The sequence below is a fragment of the Breoghania sp. L-A4 genome, assembly GCF_003432385.1.
Classification (GTDB): domain Bacteria; phylum Pseudomonadota; class Alphaproteobacteria; order Rhizobiales; family Stappiaceae; genus Breoghania.
The window spans coordinates 4,289,346-4,314,104 of sequence record NZ_CP031841.1 but is presented as its reverse complement, the minus strand read 5'-3'; the positions used below and the strand labels follow the sequence as shown (position 1 = coordinate 4,314,104).

Genomic DNA, 24,759 nt, shown 5'->3' with positions numbered 1-24,759 from the left:
GGTGCTTGGCCCACTCTCTCATTCAAAAGAACAACACAGACACAGCGTGCGAGAGGAGCGACCATGGCGAGCCGGTATCATGAGGTCTATGCCGATTGGCGGCGCGATCCGGAAGGGTTTTGGGCGAAGGCGGCGGCGGACATCGACTGGTCCAGGCCCTGGGACACGGTGTTCGACGCAAGCCAGGGCGCCTATGGGGCCTGGTTCTCCGGCGCCGAATGCAACACCTGCTACAATTGTCTCGACCGGCATGTGGAGCGCGGCCGGCCTGGCCAGGCGGCGCTGATCTACGACAGCCCGATCACCGGCCGCACGATGAGCTACACATATCAGGAACTGCTCGGCCACGTGAACGCGCTGGCGGGCGTGCTGCTCGACAGCGGCGTGTCCAAGGGTGACCGGGTGATCCTCTACATGCCGATGGTGCCCGAAGCGGTCATGGCCATGCTGGCTTGCGCGCGCATCGGCGCGGTGCATTCGGTTGTCTTCGGCGGCTTCGCGGCGCATGAACTCGCGACCCGTATCGACGACGCCACCCCGAAAGCCATCATCACGGCGTCTTGCGGCATCGAGCCGGGACGGGTGATCGCCTACAAGCCGCTGCTGGACAGCGCGATCGATCAGGCGACGCACAAGCCCGACGCCTGCCTCGTCCTGCAGCGCGAGGAACTGACGGCGGATCTCATCGAGGGCCGCGATATCGATATGGGCGCGGCCATGGAACGCGCGCGCTCCGTTGGACGTCAGGTTCCCTGCGTGCCCGTCGCCGCCACCGATCCTCTCTACATTCTCTATACCTCCGGCACCACGGGCCAGCCGAAAGGCGTGGTGCGCGACAACGGCGGCCACATGGTGGCGTTGAAGTGGTCCATGTCCAACCTCTATGGCGTCGAGCCGGGGGAGGTGTTCTGGGCCGCGTCCGACGTGGGCTGGGTGGTGGGGCATTCGTACATTGTTTACGCGCCGCTGCTGCACGGCTGCACGACCATCGTATTCGAAGGCAAGCCCGTGGGCACGCCGGACGCCGGCACATTCTGGCGGGTGATTTCGGAGCATGGCGTCTCCGCCCTGTTCACCGCGCCGACCGCCTTCCGGGCAATCCGCAAGGAGGACCCGAAGGCGGAGTTCCTTGAAAAATACGACATGAGCAGCTTCCGCACGCTGTTCCTGGCCGGCGAGCGCGCCGATCCCGACACCGTGCAATGGGCGGAGCGCACGCTGCGGGTGCCGGTGATCGATCACTGGTGGCAGACGGAGACAGGCTGGTGCATCGCGGGCAATCCGGTCGGGCTCGGCATGCTGCCGATCAAGCACGGCTCGTCGAGCGTGGCCATGCCGGGCTATGATGTGCGCATTCTCGACGATGCGGGTCACGAGGTGGCGCCCGGCATACTGGGCAACATCGCGGTGAAGCTGCCGTTGCCGCCGGGGTGTCTGCCGACGCTGTGGCAGAACGACGCCCGGTTTATCGAGAGCTACCTGGCGGAGTTCCCCGGCTACTACAAGACGTCGGACGCGGGCTATGCGGATCAGGATGATTATCTGTTCATCATGGCGCGCACCGATGACATCATCAATGTCGCCGGGCACCGGCTGTCGACAGGCGCCATGGAGGAGGTGCTCGCGGGCCATCCGGATGTCGCGGAGTGCGCCGTCGTTGGCATTGCCGATGCGCTCAAGGGCCAGCTCCCGTGCGGTTTCGTGGTGCTGAAATCCGGTGTCGACCGGCCGATCGCCGAAATCGAGAAGGAACTGGTCACCCGGGTGCGCAACGAGATCGGCCCGGTTGCTGCCTTCAAGCTGGCGATCACCGTCGAGCGGCTGCCGAAAACGCGGTCTGGAAAGATCCTGCGCGGCACCATGCGGCAGATCGCGGACGGCGACGAATACCGCATGCCGGCGACAATCGACGACCCCGCGATCCTCGAGGAAATCACCGATGCGCTGAAGTCGCGGGGCTGGCGAAGAAGCCGTAAGTCTGCCACGGGCGGGGCGACCTTGCGCGACGTCATCTGGAAAGGTGCCCCCGCCCCTGTTCGCCGCCGCCCGAAACGCTATAAAGGCAGATTGACGCATACGGCGAAGGGGGATTTGTCCGTGTCCTTGAACAACAAGGTTGCCATCATCACGGGTGCCGCGCGCGGCATCGGCTACGCGATCGCGCGGCGCTTTGTCGAAGACGGCGCAAAGGTCGTGCTGTCGGACGTCGACGATGAGCGGGGCGAGGCGGCGGCCGAGGAGCTGAACGGCCTCGGCGAGGCGATCTACGTCCACTGCGATGTCGGCGAACGGCTCGACGTGCGCAACCTGATCGCGGCGACGCTCGACGCCTATGGCGATATCGACATTCTGGTCAACAACGCCGGCATCGTCGCGGCCGGCGATTTCCTGGAAATCGGCGTGAAGGATTTCGACCGCGTGCTGCGCGTCAACCTGAAGGGCAGCTTCCTGTGCGGCCAGGCGGTTGCCAAACACATGGTGGAGAAGGTCGCAGGCGGCGGCGCTCCGGGCGCCATCGTCAACATGTCGTCGGTCAACGCGGTCTTCGGCCTGCCCAATCAGGTGCCCTATTCGGTTTCCAAGGGCGGCGTGAACCAGCTCACCAAGGTGATGGCCGTCTCGCTGGCGCCGCATGGCATCCGCGTCAACGCCATCGGCCCGGGCTCGATCATGACCGACATGCTGGCCTCGGTGAACGACGATCCGGCGGCGCGCAACCGCATCCTGTCGCGCACGCCGATGGGCCGCATTGGTGATCCGCGCGAAATCGCCTCCATCGCCGCCTTCCTGGCGGACGATGACGCCAGCTACATCACCGGCCAGACGGTCTACGCCGACGGCGGCCGGCTGCCGCTTAACTACACGGTGGATGTACCCGAAGAAGATTGAGCGATACCCGCGTGTGAAATGTAAAGGCGGTCCCGAGGGGCTGCCTTTTCTAATTGGGTGTCTAAGCGGCCCATCCTGAGGATCGCCAGAGGCGCGCCTCGAAAGATGGCTGCGCAACACGGCTAAGCTCTATTTATCTTCGATGTGAATATTCAGGGATTTGAAAATTTTGGCTGATTTAAGTGCTCTTTCGCCGTAGCCACCCGGTTTAAGCCAACCCTTCTCGGCTTCAATTTCAATCGGTCGTATCATGACGTTAATAGCGTGTGGCCCTACGCCCCACATCCAAAAAACGAACACTCCGAGAACCCCAGTATCCACAGTGTCATTCCTATATATTGCAGCGCACCTATATATTGCAACGCAGTTGGGTCATTGGTTCGTTTAAAAATTTCGTAAAATCCGAAGAAAAAAACTGCGAATCCAACCATCGGGATTAATGAAAATTTCAAAATAAATTTATTTGTGGTGCGTTTCATCCGTAAATTCTATCCGTTGTTACTGACTCTTCCAATAAGATCCATTTTTTTTGCATAAAATAAAGGTCGTTGGATCGTTGCATACTTTACCAGTGATTCGCCGCCGTCTATTTACTTCGCGGCGATGGCTTCCATGGCGTCGGAGCCGGTCTGGAACTGCAGCCGGGCGAGGCGGGCATAGAGACCGCCTTTTTCCACCAGGCTCTTGTGATCGCCGGTTTCGACAATGCGGCCCTTGTCCATCACCAGGATCCGGTCGGCCTTGAGCACCGTCGCGAGCCGATGCGCAATGACCAGCGTCGTGCGGCCCCGCATGAGGGTTTCCAGCGCGCTCTGCACCAGCGTTTCGCTTTCCGCGTCCAGTGCCGAGGTCGCCTCGTCCAGGAGCAACACGGGTGCGTCCTTGAGGATCGCCCGCGCAATGGCGATGCGCTGGCGCTGGCCGCCGGACAGGGTCACGCCGCGCTCGCCGATCACCGTGTCGTACCCATTCGCCATCTCCGAGATGAACTCGTCGGCGAGCGCCGCGCGCGCGGCGGTGCGGACGTCCTCATCGCTGGCGCCGGCGCGTCCGTAGCGGATGTTCTCGGCCGCCGTGGCGGCGAAGATCGTGGTGTCCTGAGGCACGAGCGCGATGCGCTCACGCACGGCGCGCGGATCGGCGGCGCGCAGGTCAACATCGTCCAGCAGGATGGCGCCCCGGATGGGGTCGTAGAAGCGCATCAGGAGGTTGAACAGCGTCGACTTGCCCGCGCCGGACGGCCCGACCACGGCGATGGTTTCGCCGGGAGCCGCGCTGATGTCGATTCCTTCGAGCACGGGCGCGTCGGGCATGGAGGGATAGGAGAAGGCGACCGCATCGAAGCGGACGTTGCCGCGCGCGGGCAGGGGCAGGGAGACCGGATTCTTGGGGCTCTCCACCGCCGGCTTGACGGCGAGCAGTTCGGCGAGGCGCTCGGCCGCGCCCGAGGCTTGCGCCACTTCGCCCCAGACCTGCGACAGCTCGCCGAGCGCGCCCGCGGCGAACACGGAATAGAGCACGAACTGACCGAGCGCGCCGGGGCTGAGCCGTCCGGCGAGCACGTCCTGCGCGCCCATCCACATGACGGCGACGACGCTTGCGAAGATGATGAAGATGGCGAAGGCGGTGAGTACGGCGCGCGCGGCGGTCGAGCCCCGCGCCGCCACGAAGGCCCGTTCGACCTGGGCGGCGAATCGCGACGAGGCGATTGCCTCGTTGGTGAAGGCCTGCAGCGTGCGGATGGCGCCGATGGCTTCCGAGGCGAAGGCCGAGGCGTCAGCGAGCTGGTCCTGGGCATAACGCGACTTGCGGCGGACAAGCCGTCCGAAGACGATCAGCGGAATCACCACGAAGGGGATCGCCAGCAGCACCAGGCCGGAAAGGCGCGGACTGGTGATCACCATCATGCCGGACGCGCCGAGGAACAGAAACAGGTTGCGCAGCGCTATGGAGGCACTGGCGCCGACGGCGGCCTTCACCTGGGTGGTGTCGGCGGTCAGCCGCGAGACGATCTCGCCGGACTTGGCGGTGTCGAAAAACAGCGGGCTGAGCGTCGTCACATGGGTGAACACGTCAGTGCGCAGATCGGCAACGATGCGTTCGCCGAGCCAGGTGACGAAGTAGTAGCGCGCGGCGCTGGCCATGGCGAGGGCGGCCACCACGAAGATCAACATGCCGAAATAGCGGTCGATGAAGGCGGGGTCGGCGGCACCGAATCCGAAATCGATCATCCGGCGGACGGCCAACGGCACGGCCAATGTGGCGATCGAGGCGGCGACGAGTGCGGCGAAGGCCGCGAGGACCTGCAAGCGGTAGCGCTTGAGATAGGGCAGCAGGGAGACCAGCGGACGGATCGACCGGCTCGGTTTCTGTTCTGAATCGGGGACGTCGTGTGTGCTGTAGCCTCGCGCCAAGTCATGTCTCCAGCTGTGTCTTGAGGAGCGGCAGAATGCCCCGGCTGATGGATGGCCGCAAGTCGCGGGTTTGACTTGTAACGCCTCGCTGACTGAGCTATAGGGTCGCACAGAGAATTCAGGCCGTCGCTTGTGAAAGGCGTGCGGCCGTTCCGTTTGTGCTTTCGGTCGCGATTTTCGCAACGATATGCAGCGGGAAAACGCAACGAGAGGATCCGGCGATGAAACAGGACATCCATCCCGATTATCACACGATCAAGGTCGTCATGACCGATGGCACCGAATACATGACCCGTTCGACCTACGGCGAAGAGGGCGCTGAGCTGCGTCTCGAAATCGACCCGACGTCGCACCCGGCGTGGACCGGTGGTCAGCAGACCCTTCTTGACCGCGGCGGCCGTCTGTCGCGCTTCAAGAGCAAGTACGCGGGCATCCTGGGCAACTAGGCCCCGGGTTTCCGGCACGCGAATACAAAAAGCCCCGGCCGGATGGTCGGGGCTTTTTTGTTGGCGCATTCAGAGACGGGCGGCGTGACGCCGGTGATGTGTCTGCTGCGGTCGCGCCGCGATAATCGGGACGCCGTCGATCCGGTGCGGTCCGTCCCGCGGCCGGACCGGCTAGGCGTTCGAACCGAAGGCCGCCACCAGCCGGTTGATCTGCTGGTTGACCACATTGCCCTGCGGCGCGGCGAAGGGCTTGCCGGCATTGTTGTACACGGCGTCGTCAATGTGCTTCACCCGCGTCTGCAGGCGGAGCGACTCGGCGATCAACTGCTTCAGCCGTTCGGGCAGATCATCCCAGTCGGCGCTGGTGCGATCGGACTCCAGACCCTTCAGCTTGACCTTGTTTTTCTCCTGGCCGGCCTGGGCTGCGGTCATCTCGCCGTCGTTGACGGCGCGCTGCAGCAACAGCCAGGACGCAAGCTGCATCAGGCGAGTGGTCAGACGCATCGACTCGGTGGCGTAGAGCAGGGATGCCGGACGCGGCAGCTGCCTGGACGCTTCCCGCCCCTCTCCGTCGAGATAGGCGGCGGTCTCTTCAACCAGCGTCATGCCCTCGCGGAACATGGCCTTGAATGTTTCGGAGCTTGCCAGATGCTCCGCGAACACAATGGGCGTCTCAGAATTCGCGGCGTGGAAATCGATCGGGTCCGTCATCGCACTCGCTACTCTCTGTCGCTTGGGCGCATCATCGTGTTCTGGGGGTATCGGAGTTTGACGCGTCGTCCGATCCGGCACGGCCCGTTTGCGAGCATGTCGCGTTCAGGGGCTCGTCAGGATCCGGCGCTCCGTTTCACCAGATGATCATGCGGCGGAAAGATCGGGACTCACTGTCCCAATACGATCCAGATTGCATCATTGCGCCTTCAACTCCGCAAGTGCCGTGCCAGAGATATCCAACATCGGAATACCGTTTGCGCCGGTTTGCGGGGGCGGAGGCCCTCGGTTGGTAAATGCAATCTTAACACAGCTCGCAGGAATAAAAAAAAGAGCCGCTAAAAAGCGGCTCGAAGAGTTAACAGGGAGGCGTCAAACAGAGTGGACAGGAGCCACTCGAGATCCAGAAAACTGGATGCAAAAAAGTAATACCGTAGAAAGCTTAACCAATCGTAAACAGCGGACACCTTGCTTGGCGCGAGCCCTCCGTGTTCTGCGGATTCCAGCCATGCGGCAGGACCGTGTCAGTAAAATCCCTGACACCCTAGTCCTTGAAGAGTGTATTCGCTGCCGAGAGTACTGTCAGTTTTGACGCGATCTCCTTTTCAACGCGGGTTATTTCGGCACGAAGAAGGGCGATTGTGTCGTTCAATTCCTCGACGGAAAGGCTGGACAGGTCGGCGCCGACGACATGTGGCGTGCGCCGGCTTGGCGAGAGCTCATCTTCGAAAAGGGCCATGCGCGTGTCTCCTTTCAATTGCAGCGCTAACGTTTTAAATCCTGACAGGGTGTTTCAAAAGAGGAATCAGACATGACGCAATTGCCCGCGATGATGACCGCCGTCGCCGTTCCCGAGCCGGGTGGTCCCGAAGCGCTGGTTCCCGTGCGCCGCGCCTTGCCCGAGATCAGCGGCAGCGAGATCCTCATCAGGGTGCGGGCGGCGGGCGTGAACCGCCCGGATGTCTTCCAGCGTCAGGGCAGCTATCCGCCACCGCCAGGCGCTTCGGACCTGCCCGGTCTCGAGGTCGCGGGCGAGGTGGCCGCTGTGGGTCCGGATGCGAAGCGGTTCAAGGTTGGCGACGAGGTCGTCGCGCTGACGCCGGGCGGCGGCTACGCCGAATACTGCAAGGTCGACGAGACCAACACGCTGCGCAAGCCGGCGGGTCTCAGTTGGGAAGAGGCGGGGTCCATCTGCGAGACATTCTTCACCGTGTGGTCGAATGTTTTCGAACGCGGTGGTCTGAAGGAAGGAGAGCGCTTCCTTGTGCATGGGGCACCTCGGGCATCGGCACTGCCGCGATCCAGCTCGCCAAGGCGTTTGGCGCCACCGTCTACACGACGGCGGGTTCGGACGAGAAATGTGCGGTGTGCGAGGAGCTTGGCGCGGATCTGGCGATCAACTACAAGACCAAGGATTTCGTGAGTGAGATCAAGACGGCCACGGAAAAGCGCGGCGTCGACGTGATCCTCGATATGGTCGGTGGCGACTATGTGGAGCGCAACTGGAAAGTGGCCGCCAATGATGGTCGCATCGTGCAGATCGCGACGCTGAACGGCCCGTCGGAAAATGTCAACTTCGCGATCCTGATGGTCAAGCGCCTGATCCACACCGGATCCACGCTGCGTCCGCGCTCGGTCGCCTTCAAGGCCGAGATCGCTCGCGCGCTGGAGGAAAAGGTCTGGCCGCTGGTGGAGGCGGGTGAGATCAAGCCCGTGATGGACTCGACCTTTCCGCTGGCCGAGGCATCCAAGGCGCATGCGCGCATGGAAAGCTCCGGTCACGTCGGCAACATCGTCTTGATTGTATGAGGATGATGCCGCTCCGGCGCAGGCTGCGTACTGCTTTGTCTTTCGCTGGGTTTGCGTGATGGACTGACGAGTTCTAGTTGCCTTAATGTCATTTCGGGGCGCCGGTATTCGGCGCCCCCATTTCCGTACGTTAGAACTACGTATATTGAGTTGTTTCTTGTACGGCCGTGTTTGAGATGCGACTTAATTTCGTTGAGTTTGCTCTTGTGACGTTTCACTCTCAAAGAACTATTTGAATAAATTTGAACGGTTCGCTGTTCATAAGATCGTCAGCGCAGATTTCCGAAGGGTGAGCTGAGATGTTGCCGGCAGAGGCACCATGAGGAAGGGCTTAAATGAGCGTGTCCACTCGCGCGCCCGCGCAGCGTCGCGCGTGGCCGTCGCGTTTGCCGGCGCTATCGCTTGCGTCGCCTTGGTGGGCTGGATGCTGGCGATCCCCGTTCTCACCAGCTTGCGGGCCGATCTGGCGTCAACGTCGGTGCCGACCGCCATCGGGCTGCTTCTTGGCTGTTTCTCCGTTTGGTGGATCACCAGCAGCGGGGCGTTGCGCACGCAAAGGCCTGGCGTTCCAGCTGACACTTTGAACTGGCTGGAGCGGGTTCCATCGATCGTCATCGGACTGACCGCCGTCTATGTGATTGCGCGGTATGCGGTTGGAGACCCGCTGGCGGGAGAGCTTTTCGGACCGACGCTGGGACGTGTCGCCTTGGCGACGGCGATCAGTTTCCTGCTTTTCTCGATCGCGTTGCTGACCCTGGATTTCGGCCGCGGCGGAGTCGGTGTGACCTCCGCAAGTCTTGGCCTTGTGGTCACCGGGATCGATCTCACCGGACACGTTTATGACGTGCAGGCGCTGTATCAGGTGATGCCGTTCACGGTGATGGCTGTTCCCACCTCCTTGGGTCTGGCCGCACTCTTTGTCGCCTTGCTGCTCGCACGCCCGGATCGCGGCTGGCTCAGGTACGCATTTCGTGACGATGACATTGGCGGGGTGTTCCGGCTGGTGCTGCCGGCCGTGGCCATCGTGCCCCCGTTGCTGGCCTTCGCGGCGATGCGGGCGATGGAAAGCGGGCTGTTTGAGCCGTCGTTTGGTTTCGCGGTGCTTGCGGTGGTGACGACCGTCGTGCTGACAACGGTCGTTTGTTCGGCAACGGCCTGGATGTCGCATGTGCACGCAGCCCTGCGCGAGACGCGGGAAGCCTTGCTTGAGAACGCGCAGTTGCTCGAAGTCGCCATGGATATCGCGCATATTGGCGCCTGGTCGGCCAGTATCGCGCAGGATGCGCCTGACGCGTCGCATGTGGATCTGTCCACGGAGGCGTACGGGATCTTTGGTCTTGAGAAGGATGCATTCGACGGCCGCTTCGATACGGTGTTGGCCCTGGTCCATTCGGGCGACAGGGACGTTGTCATGGATGCCAACAAGGCGGCCTTTGACCGGAAGCGCGGTGAGGAGCCGGCCAGCGTGAACTACCGGATCATCCGGCCGGATGGCGAGGAACGGTGGCTGCGCCAGCAGGTGCGCGTGCTGCATGATTCCGGCGGCCAGCCGCTGCGGATCATCGGGGTTGTCCAGGACATGACCAACGCGCGGCTCGTCGACCGGCGGCTGGCGCAGGCGCAGAAAATGGAAGCCATCGGCAGCCTGACCGGGGTATGGCGCATGATTTCAATAACCTGCTCGCCATCATTATAGGCAATCTCGATCTGTTGCCGCCCGACGTGCTGGAGGCTGAGGCGTCGGGCGAGCTGATCCGCAATTCGCTTGACGCAGCCTTGCGCGGGGCCGAGCTGACACGTCGGCTTCTGGCCTTCGCCAGCCGTCAACCGCTGCAGCCGGAACCCGTGGCGCTGAACGAGCTGGTGAGCAACATTGTCAGCCTGTTGAGCCGCACGATTGGTGAGGCGATCGAGGTGTCGCTGGATCTCTCATCGGATGTCGGGACCGTGGTCGTGGATCCAGCATTGCTTGAGGCGAGTATCGCCAATCTCGCCAACAACGCCCGCGATGCGATGCCCAAGGGGGCAGGCTTGTCATTTCCACCGCGCTTCGCGAGATAGACGAGGACCATATTGCCGGCCGGTTCGAGGTCATGCCGGGCAGCTATGTGATGATCGCCGTGAGTGACTCAGGCACCGGCATGGCGCCGGATGTGATGACCAATGTCTTTGAACCGTTTTTCACAACCAAGCGGCAGGGGACCGGGTTGGGGCTGAGCATGGTCTTTGGCTTCTTGAAGCAATCTGGCGGCTACATTGATGCCTACAGTGAGCCCGGCCTCGGCACGACCTTCAGGCTCTACCTGCCCCGGGCGGAGGAGAATGCGGCGGTGCCGACGGCGGCGGCCGAACCGAACAAGCACCTGGCGACTCGTCACGAGACCGTGCTCGTGGTCGAAGACAACGACGCGATACGGCGCGTGGTCGTGCGTCAGTTGATCGAACTCGGCTACCAGGTGCTTGAAGCGGCTTCGGGCGCGGCAGCGCTTGACGTGCTGACCGAGCGCAAGGTCGATCTTCTGTTCACCGACATTGTAATGCCCGGCCGCATCGATGGACGCGAGTTGGCGAATCTCGTCACGGAGCGCTGGCCTTCAGTCAAGATCGTGCTGACCTCCGGTTTCCCGCAGGTTCGCAACAATGCCGAGGGTCGCGCGGAAGATATCGGCAACCTGCGCTTGTTGACCAAGCCCTATCGGCGCACTGATCTGGAGCGCGTAATACGCCAGGCGCTTCGCTCCTGACGCGCCCGCCCGGGACGGTTGCCACGGGCGCCGGGTGGGGCCAGATTCGTTCTGGCGCGGGCATCCCGCGGGGCCATCGGGAGGGATACGCATTTCCGGGAAACGATGAAATGCCGATTTGCGTTGCGGTTGATGTCGCCTTATATTCGCGAAGATTTCCCGTCAATTTGACGTTTCTTGGCTTTACCGGGTGAAAGATCCCGGGGAGCGGACAGGAGGAGTTTATCCAATGGCGAACACGCCGCTCATGCCGAAGGCAACCGCAGTCTGGCTCGTGGACAACACGTCCTTGTCTTTCGACCAGGTCGCTGCCTTCTGCAAGCTGCATCCGCTTGAGGTCAAAGCGATTGCCGACGGCGATGCCGCACAGGGTATCAAGGGCCTGGATCCGATTCTGACCGGGCAGTTGACCCGCGAGGACATCGAGAAGGCACAGGCCGACCCGTCTGTCATCCTGAAGGTCGCGCCGCCCAAGACCACGGTCCCCGAGGCGAAGCGCCGCGGCCCGCGGTATACGCCGGTCTCGCGCCGGCAGGACCGTCCGAACGCGATCCTCTGGCTGGTGCGCAATCATCCCGAGCTCAAGGATGCCCAGGTGATCCGGCTGGTCGGCACGACCAAGCCGACGATCGAGGCGATCCGCGAGCGCACCCATTGGAACTCGGCAAACCTGACGCCGATGGATCCGGTGACGCTTGGCCTGTGCACGCAGATCGAGCTTGATCTGGAAGTCAGCAAGGCCGCGAAATATGCGCCCCAGCCTGTTGTTCAGCCGGTCGAGGAGACGTTGCTTCCGGTCGATGAGACGACGAGCGACGATGCCATGGCGGCCGCCTTCGCGACCCCGGCTCCGGTCGAGCAGAAGGACGAGGAGGAATTCGACGCCGACGCTGTCTTTGCCAAGCTCTCCTCGCTGAAGGGCGATGGCGAAGAGGTCGATCGGGACGACTGACGGTTCGGCAGGCCCCGATAGCAATACCGGGATAAGGAAGGGCGCCTCATCGGGCGCCCTTTTTCGTGCGCGGTCCGATGCGCTCAGCGCTCGGTGAGCTTCAGCTCGATGCGGCGGTTGCGGGCATAGGCTTCCGGCGTGTCGCCATCGTCAAGCGGCTGAAATTCGCCGAAGCCCGCCGCAACCAGCCGCTTGGGATCGACGCCCTTGTCGATCAGCGCGCGAACCACGGAGATGGCGCGGGCCGCCGACAGTTCCCAGTTCGTGCGGAAGCGGCTCGCGGAGGAGACCGGCCGTTCGTCGGTATGGCCGTCGACGCGCAGCACCCAGTTGATCTCCTCGGGGATCTGGTCGCTCAGTTCCAGAATGGCCTCGCCGAGCTTGTCGATCTCCGAGCGTCCGGCGGCGTTGATCTCGTCGGAGCCGGAGGAAAACAGCACCTCGGACTGGAACACGAAGCGGTCGCCGACGACGCGGATGTCGGAGCGCTGTGACAGGATCTGGCGCAAGCGGCCAAAGAAGTCGGAGCGGTAGCGCGACAGCTCCTGAACGCGGGCGGCGAGCGCCACGTTCAGCCTGCGGCCCAGGTCGGCGATCTTTGTCTGGCTTTCCTTGTCGCGGAACTCGGAGGCTTCGAGCGCCGCTTCCAACGCGCCGATCTGGCGGCGAAGGGCGGAAATCTGCTGATTGAGTATTTCGACCTGCGAAAGCGCCCGGGCGCTGATACGCTTCTCGCTGTCCAGCGTGTTCTCGAGTTCTGCGACGCGACCGCCGGCGCTCGACGCTGCCCCGGCCTGGGTGTCGAGCAATCCCTGCAACCGGTCGCGCTCGGATTCAGCGCCAGAGAGATTGGCCTGCAGAACCGACAGGGTTTCCTCGAGGTCGCGGCTGTTGCCGCGCTCAAGCGCCAGCAGTTCGGTCAACTCGCTGATCTGGGAGTTGAGCCGGTTGAGAACGGTATCGCGGCCCGAAATCTCCTGGCTGAGGAAGAACTGCGCCAGCATGAAGACCGACAGCAGGAAGATGATGACGAGCAGCAGCGAGGCCATGGCGTCGACGAAGCCGGGCCAGTAGTCGGCTCCCCGGTCGCGTTGGCGTCCGCGCGAAATGGCCATGGCGCTCGTCCCTCACCTAATCCTTGCCGCGGCCAAGCGCGGTCGTCAGGTTCTCGAGAAGCGTCTCGATGCGTTTTTGCTGGTCGGCCTGGCTTTCCGCCCATTCGCGCATCATTTTCTGTTCCGTGCGCACATGCTGGACCAGTCCCTGAATGCCCTCGGCCAGGTTGGCCATCGCCTGGGATGTAGCCCGGCTCGACCCGGCGCTGGAGCTGTCGGTGACGCTCTGGCGCAACTGGTCGATGGCGATACGCAGATCGGAGACATCGTGCGAGGTGTCGCGGCCGGGCTCGGAGACATCTTCGATCTCGATCTCCGTGACCGTCGACAACCAGTCCTCGAGCTCGTTGTAGAAGCGCGACTGCGCCTGGCCGGCCTGCAGTTCGAGAAAGCCGAGCAGCAGGGAGCCGGTCAGGCCGAAGAGCGAGGACGAGAACGCGGTGCCCATGCCCGCGAGCGGAGCTTCCAGGCCGGCTTTCAGATCCTCAAAGATCACGTTGGTGTCGCCGTTCCCGACGTCGAGCGACTGGATGACGCCGCCAACCGCGCTGACGGTCTGCAGCAGCCCCCAGAAGGTGCCCAGAAGGCCGAGGAACACCAGCAGCCCGGTGAGATAGCGGCCCAGTTCACGCGCTTCGTCCAGGCGGGTTGCGATCGAGTCCAGCAACGAGCGCATGGTCTGCGGGGTGAGCGCCATGTCGCCGATCTTGTTGCCCAGCAGCACGGCCATGGGCGCCAGCAGCACCGGGGGGCGCTCGAGCTCCAACCCCTGCTCGGAGCGGCGGAAGCCGTTCACCCAATTGACTTCGCGAAACAGCCGCACGACCTGCACGAAGGCCAGAGCGATGCCGAGAATTGCGACCAGGATGATCAGCGAATTCAGCAGCGGGTTGCTCTGGAAGGCCTGCAGGATCGGTCTGTAGAGGATGAGCGGGATGAAACTGAGCACCCCGAGGAAAATCAACATCCGCCACAGGTAAACCTGCGGGCTCGAAAGCTTGTAAGGATCGAGGTCGCGCACCATCATCGGCCGATCAGACTGTTAACTGTCGGTCAAATTGATAGCGTGATTTCGGGGCCGAATGAAACCGGAAATCGAAAAGGCGTGACGGTGCGGCTGTTTCGGGCGCCGGATTTGACCCCGGCAGGCCAGCTCAGGCGGGCTTGGCCGCGGATTTCAGCCTGTCCAGCAGCGCGCGATGGATCTGCTCGTTGCCGGCAACCACGGAGCCGGTTTCGAGGATCTTGTCGCGGCCGTTGACGTCGCTGGCGTATCCGCCCGCTTCGCGAATCATCAAAAGACCCGCCGCCATATCCCAAGGCTTTAGGTTGTGCTCCCAGAAACCGTCCAGCCGTCCGGATGCCACCCATGCGAGATCGATGGCGGCCGCGCCGCAACGGCGGATGCCGGACACTTCGCCCATGATGTGGCGCATCTCGAGCAGGAAGCGGCCGTGCTCGCCGCGGCCCAGGTGCGGTATGCCGGTGCCGATGACAGCGTCGGTCAACTCGCGGCGTCCGGCGACGCGCATGCGCCGGTCATTGGCGAAGGCGCCGTTGCCCTTCTCGGCGGTGTAAAGCTCGTCCATCACCGGATTGTAGATCACGCCGGCGACGATCTGGCCCTGGCGTTCCAGCGCGATGGAGATGGCGAAAATCGGAATGCCGTGCAGGAAATTGGTGGTTCCGTCGAGCGGGTCGACGATCCAGCGGTGCTGGTCGTCCTTGCCCTTGATCTCACCGGATTCCTCCATCAGGAAGCCGTAGCCCGGGCGCGCCTGCGCCAGCACTTCCTGGATGATCTCCTCGGCGCGGTGATCGGCGGCGGACACGAAGTCGCCGGGGCCCTTGCGGGAGACCTGCAGGTTTTCCACTTCGCCGAAGTCGCGGGCGAGCGTACGGCCGGCCTTGGTTGCGGCCTTGACCATGACATTCAGAAGGGCCGAACGGGCCATTGCTCACTCCGGTTTCGCGGGTCGTGTTTCGGTCTGGGCCGAGGCATGCGCCGCCAGGCGGGCTGACGGCGGACGCGCACAGACCCTGTGCCTGATGGCCGCCCTTGCGGGCATCTTATAGGGGATCAGTCGGCGCGGCGCACGTACGTGACTTCGCTGGTGTCGACGACGATCTTCTCGCCCGCGGTGATGAACGGCGGCACCAAGACGCGCACGCCGTTTTCCAGCATCGCCGGCTTGTAGGAGGAAGACTGCGTCTGGCCTTTGACCACCGCGTCGGCCTCGGTGATTTCCAGCGTGACGAACTGCGGCAGGTTGATGCCGATCGGTTTCTCTTCGTGCATCTCCAGCGTCACGGTCATTCCGTCCTGCAGGAAGGCGGCGCGTTCGCCGACGAATTCGCTTTGCAGCTCGATCTGCTCGTAGGTGTCGCTGTCCATGAACACCAACTGATCGTCCTGGGCATAGAGGAACTGAAAATCCTTCTGTTCCAGGCGCACGCGCTCGACCTTGTCCTCCGACCGGAAGCGCTCATTGAGTTTGCGGCCGTCGATCAGGTTCTTCATCTCGACCTGGGCGAAGGCGCCGCCCTTGCCGGGCTTCACGTGCTGGACCTTGACCACCGCCCAAAGCGTGTCCTGGTGCTGGAGAACGTTGCCGGGCTTTATTTCGTTGCCGTTGATCTTCATGGATTTGGATCGCGTCGCTTGTGCTGATGGTCGGGTGCGTCTGATTGGGTGCGTTTGGCAGGACTGTCCGACCGGGCGGGTACGGCCGTCTATGGGAATGCCGGCCGGCGGTCGCTCGTTCGACGCTGGAAACGCCGCTGGCCGCCTGTCCATCACACTTCGGCGTTCAATTCAAGGTAAAAAGGCGGAATGCTCCTCCCGCCGGGCCCTTGGGCCGGCGTCGTGACAGCTATTGAGCGGGCGTCGCGGGCGCCTGTGCCTGGGTGCCCGGACCGATCGACCCGGTCCACTGCGCGGCGCGTTCCGCCGCCTTGGTGCGGGTCTCGGCGTCCAGACTCTCCACGTAACCGTCGAGGCGCAGGTCGGAGATGCCGGTGGCGCGAGCGATCAGGTGCCATGTCGCGGCCTCGAGCGCATCATGGCCCACTCCCTCTCCGTAAGCGTAGAGCCGGGCCAGCCGGTTCATGGCGACGGGGTTGCCGGAGGTCGCGGCGCGCTGGAACCATTGCGCGGCGTCCTTCTTGTCGGGTTCAACGCCGGTGCCGTTGTAACGCATGATGCCATAGTACACCTGGGCGGCGACATGACCGCCGCGGGCCGCGCGGCCCATCCAGAAGGCGCCCAGGCGTTCGTCGCGCTGGACGCTGTCCTCCTCGAGGTAGGCCTGCGCCAGGGCGTATTGCGCGTCCTGATCGCCGTCGGTGGCGGCCTGCTTGAAAAGCGCAAGCGCCTTGGCGGGATCGCGCTCGATGCCGGTGCCTTCCATGTGCAGGACGCCGAGGTTGTAGGTCGCGCCCGCCAGTCCGCTCTTGGACGCCTGCTCGAACAATTCGGCCGCCTTCGCCTCGTCGCGCGGCACGCCGGAACCCAGCAAGTGATAGAGGCCGAGCCGATAAGCCGCCTGGGCGTCGCCGCGCGCGGCGGCAAGCGCGTACCAACTCGCGGATTTCGCAACATCCTGATCGACGCCGATGCCGCGCTCGTAGAGCACGCCGAGCAGCGTTTGCGCGGCGGGATCGTTTTGTTGCGCGCGGCGGGTCGCCAGCGCAAGGGCGGTCAGATAGTAGCCGCGCTGGAAGGCGCCGTAGGCGCGGTCGGGTCGATCCTGCTTTTCACCCGGCTCGGGGGCGGCAGACCGTGTGGCGTCCTCACCGGAGCGAAACGCTTGCGGCGGCACCCGGATCGGCATCGGCAGCGTTGCCTTTGTGCCGACTGTTTTGGGCACACCGCCTGCGGTCGTCGGAAGCACGGCGCTTGGCACTGCCAGAGGTGCCGCGGGCTGCTCGGTCGCGGCAAAGGAGATAGCATACGCGCCGAGGATGAGCGGCAGCGCCATGACGGACGAGACGGTTGCGGAGCGGACGGCGGACCTCCTCATCCAGCGTTGTCCTCCAGCGCCTTCAGGTCCGCGGCCGCCGCATCGAGTGCGGCATTGGCGTCGGCCACCGCCTTGCGCGGGCCTTCCGGGTGTTCCCAAACGCCGGCCCGCAGGGCGACGAAGTCCGCCCGCGTCATGGCGATGTCGTGCACCGAAGCGGGGTCGCGTCCCGCCATTACCACGCACGGCACTTCGAACACCTCTGCCCACCATTCACCGAAGTCCAGGTTCTTGGGGTGCGCTTCATCGCGTTCTTCGAGATCGAGCATTCCGAAGAAAATGTAGTCCGCGTCCGTCGAGCCGATCATCATGGCGGTGTGCCGGTCCTTGATCCCGCCCGCGCCGACGATGCGGTTCGGCCGCATGCTCTCCAACGCCAGAAGCAGATCGTCAACGTCGGTGTCGACATGGACGCCGTCGGCGCGTGAGCGGCCCGCCGCCTGCGTGTCGTTGCGAATGAGCACCGCGACATCCGCATCCTGGGCGATCGGCGTCAGCACTTCAGCCACAGTTTGCATCTTCTCGGTGTCCGCGCCGTCAAACGCGATCAGCAAGGACGCGACGTCGCCGCCCGCGAGGGCCTCGCGCAGTTGCGGCGCGAAGGTCTCCACGTCAAAGACGGTGGGGGTGATCAGAAACAAGCGGGAACGGAACACGGGTTTCTCCGGGGCACTGGTACAGGCAGCTTGTATCCAGAAATGGCACATGAGGGCCAAAAACGGCAAAAGAGGGGTGGCGGACGCAGTTTCCGATTCAACCGGAAAACGTCCGCAGCCCCTCTTCAACTAGTCTTGTTGCGTTGACGGGGGTTTAATCCCGCCCTACGCGGTCTCCAGCTCCCGCGACCAGGTGCCGGTGGCGGCGAGACCGTTCATCTTCGCGCGATGGGCGAAGGCGGCCTGGCCGGCCGCAACGTTCTCCGCCTTGCCGCCCCAGGCCTTGAGCGCCGCCTGCTGCAGGGCGCGGCCATAGGAGAAGGTCAGCGTCCACGGCAGACCACCCATGGCGTTCATCAGGGACAGATTCTCGGTCGCCTGAACATCGCTCTGGCCGCCCGACAGGAAGGCGATGCCGCCAACCGCGGCGGGCACCGTCGATTTCAGGCAGCGCACGGTCATCTCCGCGACTTCCTCGGTGGACGCCTGCTCTGCGCATTTCTGACCGGCAATCACCATGTTCGGCTTCAGCACCATGCCCTCCAGCAAGACGCCGGCCTGATACAGCTCGCTGAAAACCGTGTTGAGCGCCCATTCGGTGACGTCGTAGCAGGTCTCGATGTCGTGGTCCGCATTGGGGCCGTCCATCAGCACTTCCGGCTCGACGATCGGCACGATGCCGGCTTCCTGGCACAGAGCCGCATAGCGGGCCAGCGCATGGGCATTGGCCTGCACGCAATTGGACGACGGCATGGCCTCGCCGATGGCGATCACCGCGCGCCACTTTGCGAAACGGGCGCCGAGCTCATAATACTCGTTCAGCCGCTCGCGCAATCCGTCGAGACCTTCGGTCACCGTCTCGCCCTCGAAGCCGGCCAGCGGTTTGGCGCCCATGTCGACCTTGATGCCCGGAACCGCGCCCGCGGCCTTGATCAGCTCGGTCAGCGGCGTGCCGTCCTTGGCCTTCTGGCGGATCGTCTCGTCGTAGAGAATGACGCCGGAGATATTGTCGCTCATCGCCGGCTCGGTGCGGAACAGCATTTCCCGGTAGTCGCGGCGGTTGTTCTCGGTGTTCTCGGTCGCGATCTGGTCGAACCGCTTCTTGATGGTGCCCGTGCTCTCGTCGGCGGCCAGGATGCCCTGGCCCTTGCTCATCATGGCAGCCACAATATCTTCAAGCAGTTCGCTCATTCTCTAGCCCCTTCGATCGTCCATACGTTGTGCCCGTGCAAGGCATGCCAGCCGTGGCGCGCGCATTCATCGCGCGCCGGATTCTATCATTATTCGGATTCCAGCGCAGCGACGCCGGGCAATTCCTTGCCTTCGAGCCATTCCAGGAAGGCGCCGCCGGCGGTGGAAACATAGGTGAAATCCTGCGCCGCGCCCGCATGGTTGAGGGCCGCCACCGTGTCGCCGCCGCCAGCCACCGACAGAAGCGCGCCGGCCTTGGTGCGCGCGGCGGCGTGCCGCGCGGCAGCGACCGTGGCTGTGTCGAAGGGCGCGATCTCGAAGGCGCCAAGCGGGCCGTTCCACACAAGCGTCGCGGCGGCGTCGATCTTCTCCGACACATGGGCAATGGAGGCCGGGCCCACGTCGAGGATCATGGCGTCGGCGGGAATGGCGTCGAGCGCCACCGTTTCGCTGGGTGCGTTGGCGGCGAATTCGCGCGCCACAACCGCGTCCACCGGCAGAACGATTTCGCACCCGGCGGCCTTCGCCGCAGCCATGATGCGCGTCGCCGTCCCGGCCAGGTCGTGCTCGCACAGGGACTTGCCCACATCGATGCCCTGGGCGGCGAGGAAGGTGTTGGCCATGCCGCCGCCGATCACCAGCATGTCGACACGGCCGACGAGGTTTTCCAGAAGGTCTATCTTGGAGGAGACTTTCGCGCCGCCGACAACGGCGAGCACCGGACGCTTCGGGGTCCCAAGCGCGGCATTCAACGCGTCAAGCTCGGCCTGCATGGTGCGTCCGGCGCAGGCCGGCAGCAGGCGCGCCAGACCTTCCGTCGATGCGTGCGCGCGGTGGGCGGCGGAAAAGGCGTCGTTCACGTAGACGTCGCCGTTGGCGGCCAGCGCCTTGGCAAACGCGGGATCATTCTTCTCTTCGCCCGCGTGGAAGCGGGTGTTTTCCAGCAGCAGGACGCCGCCGTCGACCATCTTGGCCACAGCGTCGGCCGCCGGCTGGCCGATGCAGTCGCTCGCGAAATCGACGCTTTGTCCCAGCAGTTCGCTCAGCGGGCGCACGACGGGCTTCAGCGACATCTCGGCCACCGGCTTGCCCTTGGGGCGGCCGAAGTGGGCCAGCAGGATCACCTTGCCGCCCTGATGCACGATCTCGCGGATCGTGGGCAGGATACGTTCGATGCGGGTCGTGTCGGACACCACGCCATTGGCCATCGGCACGTTGAGATCGACCCGAACCAGCACGCGCTTTCCGGAGAGGGTCATGTCGTCGAGGGTTTTGAAGGATGTCATGCACAACTCCGGGAGCAGTTTCGTTCGGCTGTCGCGTTTGGCCCGACGAATGCAATCGCGTACTGCTGACGAACTGAGCGCCAAATCAGGACACCGCCAGGACGGCGGCATGATGGGTTTCAGGCTTTGCGCAGGCCGGCTTTCATAAAACGAGCGGGAACCGGAGCCCGGTTCCCGCTCTGTTGATCAGATCAGCTTCGCCATGGCGACGGCGGTATCGGACATGCGGTTGGAGAAGCCCCACTCGTTGTCGTACCAGGACAGGATGCGCACGAAGGTGCCTTCCATGACCTTGGTCTGGTCCATGTGGAAGATCGACGAGTGGCTGTCGTGGTTGAAGTCGATGGAGACCAGCGGCTCGTTGGTGTAGCCGAGAATGCCCTTCAGCTTGCCGTCGGCCGCCGTCTTGATCGCGGCGTTGATCTCCTCGACGGAGGTCTCGCGCTTGGCGATGAAGTTGAGGTCCACCACCGAGACATTCGGGGTCGGCACGCGGATCGATACGCCGTCCAGCTTGCCGTTGAGCTCCGGCAGCACCAGGCCGACGGCCTTTGCCGCTCCGGTGGAGGTCGGGATCATCGACATGGCGGCGGCGCGCGCCCGATACAGATCCTTGTGCATCGTGTCCAGCGTCGGCTGGTCGCCGGTGTACGAGTGGATCGTCGTCATGAAGCCCTTTTCGATACCGACGGTCTCATTCAGCACGTAGGCGACGGGCGACAGGCAGTTTGTGGTGCACGAGGCGTTGGAGACGACGAGATCGTCCTTGGTCAGCGCGCTGTCGTTGACGCCGAAGACGATGGTCTTGTCGGCGCCGGCGGCGGGAGCGGAGACCAGCACCCGCTTGGCTCCGGCTTCCAGGTGCAGCGCGGCCTTGTCCCGGGCGGTGAAGATGCCGGTGCATTCCATCGCGATGTCGACGCCGAGTTCGCCCCAGGGCAGGTCCTTGGGATCGCGGATCGCGGTGACCTTGATCGGCTTGCCGCCGTCAATCGCGATGGTGTCGCCGGAGACAGTCACTTCGGCCGGGAAGCGGCCGTGCACGGAATCATAGCGCAGCAGATGGGCATTGGTTTCCACCGGGCCCAGGTCGTTGATACCGACGACCTCGATGTCGGTCCGGCCCGATTCCACGATGGCGCGCAGCACGTTGCGGCCGATGCGTCCAAATCCGTTGATTGCTACCTTGACTGCCATTGTCGTCTCCCGTCGTGCCGGGCCTGCGCCCGGTCTCGCCCGTATCAATTCAAGTTCGAAATGGTGCCGCGGCGTCCTCTGGTGAAGATGCCGCGGGGGTTTTTATTGCGCCAGCTTCGCGGTGGCCTGCTCGACGATGGCTTCGGCGGTGATGCCGAAGTGCTTGTAGAGTTCCTTGTAGGGACCCGAGGCGCCAAAGCCCGACATGCCGATGAAGATGCCGTCGGTGCCGATGAAGCGATCCCATCCCATCCGGACACCGGCTTCAACCGCAACCTTGACCGGGGCGTCGCCGATGATCGATGCCTTGTAGTCCTCCGAGCGGGCCTCGAAGAGCTCCATGCAGGGAACGGAGACGACTCGTGCGGCAATGCCGTTCTCGGTGAGCGTGGCATGCGCTTCCAGCGCGATCTCGACTTCCGAACCGGTGGCGAAGATCGTCACCTGTGCGTCGTCCTTGCTGCCGGCGACTTCATAGGCGCCCTGGGCGGACAGCAGCTTGTCGTCGGCCTGGGCGCGGAATGCCTTGAGGTTCTGCCGGGTCAGCGCCAGGATCGTCGGGCCACTGGTATGCTCGAAGGCAATCTGCCAGCACTCGGCGGTTTCCATGGCATCGCCCGGGCGCATGACCAGGAGGTTGGGCATGGCGCGCAGGCTCGCCAGATGCTCGACCGGCTGATGCGTCGGGCCGTCTTCGCCCAGGCCGATGGAGTCGTGCGTCATCACGTGGATCACGCGCTGGTTCATCAGGGCCGCGAGGCGAATCGAGGGGCGGCAGTAGTCGGTGAACACCATGAAGGTGCCGGAATAGGGAATCACGCCGCCGTGCAGCGCCATGCCGTTCATGGCGCCGGCCATGCCGTGCTCGCGGATGCCCCAATGGATGAAGCGGCCGGAGAAATCGCCCGGCGCGATCGCCTTCATGTCCTTGGTGCGGGTGTTGTTGGAGCCGGTCAGGTCGGCCGAACCGCCGATGGTTTCGGGCACCGCCGCGTTGATGGTCTCCAGCGCCAGTTCGGAAGCCTTGCGGGTGGCCAGCGTCGGCTCGTCCGCGGCGAGCTTCGTCCTCAGCGCGCGCATGGCGTCGCCGAAACCCGCCGGCAGGTCGCCGCGGATGCGGCGATCGAACTCGGAGCGGATCTCGCCGTCCAGGCCCTCGAAACGCTTCTCCCATTCCTTGTGCGCCTGGCCGGAGCGCAGGCCCGCGATGCGCCATGCGTCGCGCACGTCGGCGGGAATTTCGAACGGCGCTTCTTCCCAGCCGAGTTCCTTGCGCGTCAGGGCGATTTCGTCGGCGCCCAGGGGCGAGCCATGCGCGGAGGACTTGCCGGCCTTGTTGGGCGAGCCGAAGCCGATGGTCGTCTTGCAGGCGATCATCGTCGGCCGGTCGGCGGCGCGCGCCGAGGTGATCGCGGCTGCGATCTCGTCGGGGTTATGGCCGTCGACGCGAATGGTGTTCCAGCCCGACGCCTCGAAGCGCGCGGCCTGATCGGTCGAATCCGAAAGGCTCACGGCTCCGTCGATCGAGATGCCGTTGTCATCCCAGAACAGGACGAGCTTGGAAAGCTGCAGGTGGCCGGCCAGCGAGATGGCTTCCTGGCTGATGCCTTCCATCAGGCAGCCGTCGCCTGCCAGAACATAGGTGTGGTGGTCGACGACATCGTCGCCGTATTGCGCATTCATGATGCGCTCGGTGAGCGCCATGCCCACGGCGTTGGCGATGCCCTGGCCGAGCGGACCGGTGGTCGTCTCGATGCCGGCGCCGTGGCCGTATTCCGGATGGCCCGCCGTCAGCGCGCCGATCTGGCGGAAATTCTTCAACTGGTCCAGCGTGAAGTCTTCATAGCCCAGCAGGTGCAGCGATGCGTAAAGCAGCATCGAGCCGTGTCCGGCCGACAGCACGAAGCGGTCCCTGTCCGGCCAGTTCGGCGCGGTGGGATCGAACTTCAGGAATCGTGTGAACAGCACGGTGGCAATGTCGGCGGCGCCCATGGGCAGCCCGGGGTGTCCGGACTTGGCCTGCTCGACGGCATCGATGGCGAGAAAGCGGATCGCATTGGCCATCCGGTTGTGTTTTTGAAGATCGGTCATTTGGTTCCCGTCGCACGGACCGGCCCGTACGGCCGACGCTTTCGTCCGAGGTCCTGTCGCTTGGGCAGCTGGCGTGCGCCCGGTGAAATCGCGGTCTGGCGTGAGCGCCTGCCGCGAGGCGCACGACAAATAGCAGGAACCTTTGCCGAGTCAATGCAACCGGGCGCCGCAGCAGAGATTCAATGGCTTCCCTATGGGCAGCCGCCGCACCGGCATTGACGTGGTAATTCTCCTGAGCCTAGGCTTCGCAAGAGGATGCCGGATAGATCTTCATGCACTTTCGAAGCGGATCGTGATATTCGAATGGGATGCGTGCCGGATTGCCGGTTCGGGTCTTCGGGTTGCGACGTGCGCCTTGTGTCAGGGAATCGGTGCCACGCCCGGCCCGGGACGGCATGGATGGCGCGGGAGCGGCCGATAGACCCAGGCGACCGCGTACGGCTGAAGACAGGACGACAGTGGCGATGGTTGCAGCAGGCCGCCGGGGTAGATCATGACGCAATCCAGCAAACTCGACGCGGCCTTCACCCGCCTGTCCGCCGCGATCGGACAGCTTGAAGCGGCTGTCAACCGGCGGCTCGACAGCGACACGACCGTGGCGGCGCTGCAGGATGAGCTGCAGCGGCTGGGCGAGGACCGCGCGCGGCTCGCCGAGACGCTGGACACCTCCGAAGGACGATCGGACCGGCTCGAAAGCGCCAACAAGGAAGTCTCGCGGCGTCTGGTTTCCGCCATGGAATCCATCCGCACCGTTCTTGAAACCCATGGAGGGTAAGCCGCATGGCGCAGGTGACCGTAACGATCAATGGCCGCAACTACAGAATGGCGTGCGATGATGGCGAGGAAGACCGGCTGATCGGGCTGGGTGAGCGGTTCAACGAGACCATCGGACAGTTGAAGGGTGGTTTCGGGGAAATCGGCGATCAGCGGCTGACGGTCATGGCGGGCATCATGATGGTCGACCAGCTCTCCGAAGCCGAGCGCCGCATCAAGGGGCTCGAGGGCGAACTCGCGAGCTTGCGCGAGTCGCGCGCCGCGACCGTCGATCGTCTCGAGGAGAACGAGAACACAATCGTTGCGCGCGTCGACGAGGCTGCCGGACGCATCGAGGAACTGGCGCAATCGCTCAACCGTTCCGTGCGCGCCTCGACAAGCTGAAAAGGTTCCGACGCCGCGGTCCCGATGGCTGCACATTATTGACCGCAATGACTGCGCGTCTTTAAAAGCCGGCCGTAT

The 24,759-nt window shown here is 63.9% G+C and carries 21 protein-coding genes and 2 pseudogenes; 10 read left to right on the top strand and 13 right to left on the bottom strand.

The window, feature by feature from the left end; genetic code table 11:
* Positions 1-63: 63 nt before the first annotated feature.
* Positions 64-1,953: pseudogene (locus D1F64_RS19740) on the top strand (propionyl-CoA synthetase); the annotation flags it as partial.
* A 144-nt stretch (positions 1,954-2,097) separates the two neighbouring features.
* Positions 2,098-2,889 carry an SDR family oxidoreductase gene (locus D1F64_RS24895; RefSeq protein WP_248304809.1) on the top strand — a complete coding sequence of 264 codons (792 nt, stop codon included), beginning with the start codon at positions 2,098-2,100 and terminating at the stop codon, positions 2,887-2,889.
* 590 nt (positions 2,890-3,479) lie between these two features.
* On the opposite strand, the gene D1F64_RS19735 is transcribed toward D1F64_RS24895, so the two are convergent.
* Positions 3,480-5,303, bottom strand: a complete 1,824-nt coding sequence (locus D1F64_RS19735; protein WP_117413816.1) for an ABC transporter transmembrane domain-containing protein — start codon at positions 5,301-5,303, stop codon at positions 3,480-3,482.
* A gap of 221 nt (positions 5,304-5,524) precedes the next feature.
* On the opposite strand from D1F64_RS19735, the gene rpmE reads away from it, so the two are divergent.
* Entirely contained in the window at positions 5,525-5,749 is a 225-nt protein-coding gene (gene rpmE, locus D1F64_RS19730; protein WP_117413815.1) for a 50S ribosomal protein L31, read from the top strand.
* Positions 5,750-5,920: 171 nt separating this feature from the next.
* On the opposite strand, the gene D1F64_RS19725 is transcribed toward rpmE, so the two are convergent.
* Together D1F64_RS19725 and D1F64_RS19720 are read right to left on the bottom strand one after the other, a co-directional pair.
* Positions 5,921-6,370 (bottom strand): DUF1465 family protein, encoded by a 450-nt coding sequence (locus tag D1F64_RS19725; protein WP_248304808.1) that lies wholly within the window; start codon positions 6,368-6,370, stop codon positions 5,921-5,923.
* A gap of 634 nt (positions 6,371-7,004) precedes the next feature.
* Entirely contained in the window at positions 7,005-7,199 is a 195-nt protein-coding gene (locus D1F64_RS19720) for a DUF1192 domain-containing protein (RefSeq protein WP_117413813.1), read from the bottom strand.
* Positions 7,200-7,271: 72 nt separating this feature from the next.
* Between D1F64_RS19720 and D1F64_RS19715 the strand changes: the two are divergent.
* The 5 genes and pseudogenes from D1F64_RS19715 (at position 7,272) to D1F64_RS19695 (ending at position 11,965) form a co-directional block, all read left to right on the top strand.
* A pseudogene (locus D1F64_RS19715) lies at positions 7,272-8,269 on the top strand (NAD(P)H-quinone oxidoreductase).
* Positions 8,270-8,642: 373 nt separating this feature from the next.
* Entirely contained in the window at positions 8,643-9,965 is a 1,323-nt protein-coding gene (locus D1F64_RS19710; protein WP_162901667.1) for a PAS domain-containing protein, read from the top strand.
* Positions 9,926-10,330: a hypothetical protein gene (locus D1F64_RS19705; RefSeq protein ID WP_117413811.1), complete on the top strand. Its 405-nt coding sequence runs from the start codon at positions 9,926-9,928 to the stop codon at positions 10,328-10,330. Before D1F64_RS19710 ends, D1F64_RS19705 begins: the two co-directional genes overlap by 40 nt.
* A 32-nt stretch (positions 10,331-10,362) precedes the next feature.
* Positions 10,363-11,013: a response regulator gene (locus D1F64_RS19700; RefSeq protein ID WP_117413810.1), complete on the top strand. Its 651-nt coding sequence runs from the start codon at positions 10,363-10,365 to the stop codon at positions 11,011-11,013.
* A gap of 229 nt (positions 11,014-11,242) precedes the next feature.
* Positions 11,243-11,965, top strand: coding sequence for a cell cycle transcriptional regulator TrcR (locus tag D1F64_RS19695; RefSeq protein WP_117413809.1), 723 nt, complete (start codon positions 11,243-11,245; stop codon positions 11,963-11,965).
* An 83-nt stretch (positions 11,966-12,048) separates the two neighbouring features.
* Here D1F64_RS19695 and D1F64_RS19690 read toward each other — a convergent pair whose 3' ends face one another.
* From D1F64_RS19690 to tkt, 10 genes are all read right to left on the bottom strand, one after another.
* The gene (locus D1F64_RS19690) at positions 12,049-13,080 is read right to left on the bottom strand and encodes a peptidoglycan -binding protein (RefSeq protein WP_117413808.1); all 1,032 of its coding nucleotides are present in this window, start codon (positions 13,078-13,080) and stop codon (positions 12,049-12,051) included.
* Positions 13,081-13,096: 16 nt separating this feature from the next.
* Positions 13,097-14,104, bottom strand: coding sequence for a flagellar motor protein MotA (locus tag D1F64_RS19685; protein WP_117414735.1), 1,008 nt, complete (start codon positions 14,102-14,104; stop codon positions 13,097-13,099).
* 130 nt (positions 14,105-14,234) lie between these two features.
* Entirely contained in the window at positions 14,235-15,035 is an 801-nt protein-coding gene (locus D1F64_RS19680) for an inositol monophosphatase family protein (RefSeq protein WP_117413807.1), read from the bottom strand.
* A 125-nt stretch (positions 15,036-15,160) separates the two neighbouring features.
* Positions 15,161-15,724 carry an elongation factor P gene (efp, locus tag D1F64_RS19675; RefSeq protein WP_117413806.1) on the bottom strand — a complete coding sequence of 188 codons (564 nt, stop codon included), beginning with the start codon at positions 15,722-15,724 and terminating at the stop codon, positions 15,161-15,163.
* A gap of 229 nt (positions 15,725-15,953) precedes the next feature.
* Positions 15,954-17,102 (bottom strand): tetratricopeptide repeat protein, encoded by a 1,149-nt coding sequence (locus D1F64_RS19670; RefSeq protein WP_117413805.1) that lies wholly within the window; start codon positions 17,100-17,102, stop codon positions 15,954-15,956.
* Positions 17,099-17,758, bottom strand: coding sequence for a thiamine phosphate synthase (locus tag D1F64_RS19665; RefSeq protein ID WP_205470547.1), 660 nt, complete (start codon positions 17,756-17,758; stop codon positions 17,099-17,101). Before D1F64_RS19665 ends, D1F64_RS19670 begins: the two co-directional genes overlap by 4 nt.
* A gap of 165 nt (positions 17,759-17,923) precedes the next feature.
* Positions 17,924-18,949 carry a class I fructose-bisphosphate aldolase gene (locus tag D1F64_RS19660; protein WP_117413803.1) on the bottom strand — a complete coding sequence of 342 codons (1,026 nt, stop codon included), beginning with the start codon at positions 18,947-18,949 and terminating at the stop codon, positions 17,924-17,926.
* An 89-nt stretch (positions 18,950-19,038) separates the two neighbouring features.
* Positions 19,039-20,235: a phosphoglycerate kinase gene (locus D1F64_RS19655; protein ID WP_117413802.1), complete on the bottom strand. Its 1,197-nt coding sequence runs from the start codon at positions 20,233-20,235 to the stop codon at positions 19,039-19,041.
* 186 nt (positions 20,236-20,421) lie between these two features.
* Complete coding sequence (gap, locus tag D1F64_RS19650; protein WP_117413801.1) at positions 20,422-21,432, bottom strand: type I glyceraldehyde-3-phosphate dehydrogenase; 1,011 nt, start codon at positions 21,430-21,432, stop codon at positions 20,422-20,424.
* A 102-nt stretch (positions 21,433-21,534) separates the two neighbouring features.
* Positions 21,535-23,523: a transketolase gene (tkt, locus tag D1F64_RS19645; RefSeq protein ID WP_117413800.1), complete on the bottom strand. Its 1,989-nt coding sequence runs from the start codon at positions 23,521-23,523 to the stop codon at positions 21,535-21,537.
* Between the two features lie 493 nt (positions 23,524-24,016).
* Between tkt and D1F64_RS19640 the strand changes: the two genes are divergently transcribed.
* Both D1F64_RS19640 and D1F64_RS19635 read left to right on the top strand, forming a co-directional pair.
* Complete coding sequence (locus D1F64_RS19640) at positions 24,017-24,298, top strand: DUF4164 domain-containing protein (RefSeq protein WP_205470546.1); 282 nt, start codon at positions 24,017-24,019, stop codon at positions 24,296-24,298.
* A gap of 5 nt (positions 24,299-24,303) precedes the next feature.
* Positions 24,304-24,681, top strand: a complete 378-nt coding sequence (locus D1F64_RS19635) for a cell division protein ZapA (RefSeq protein ID WP_117413798.1) — start codon at positions 24,304-24,306, stop codon at positions 24,679-24,681.
* The last annotated feature ends 78 nt before the right edge of the window (positions 24,682-24,759 follow it).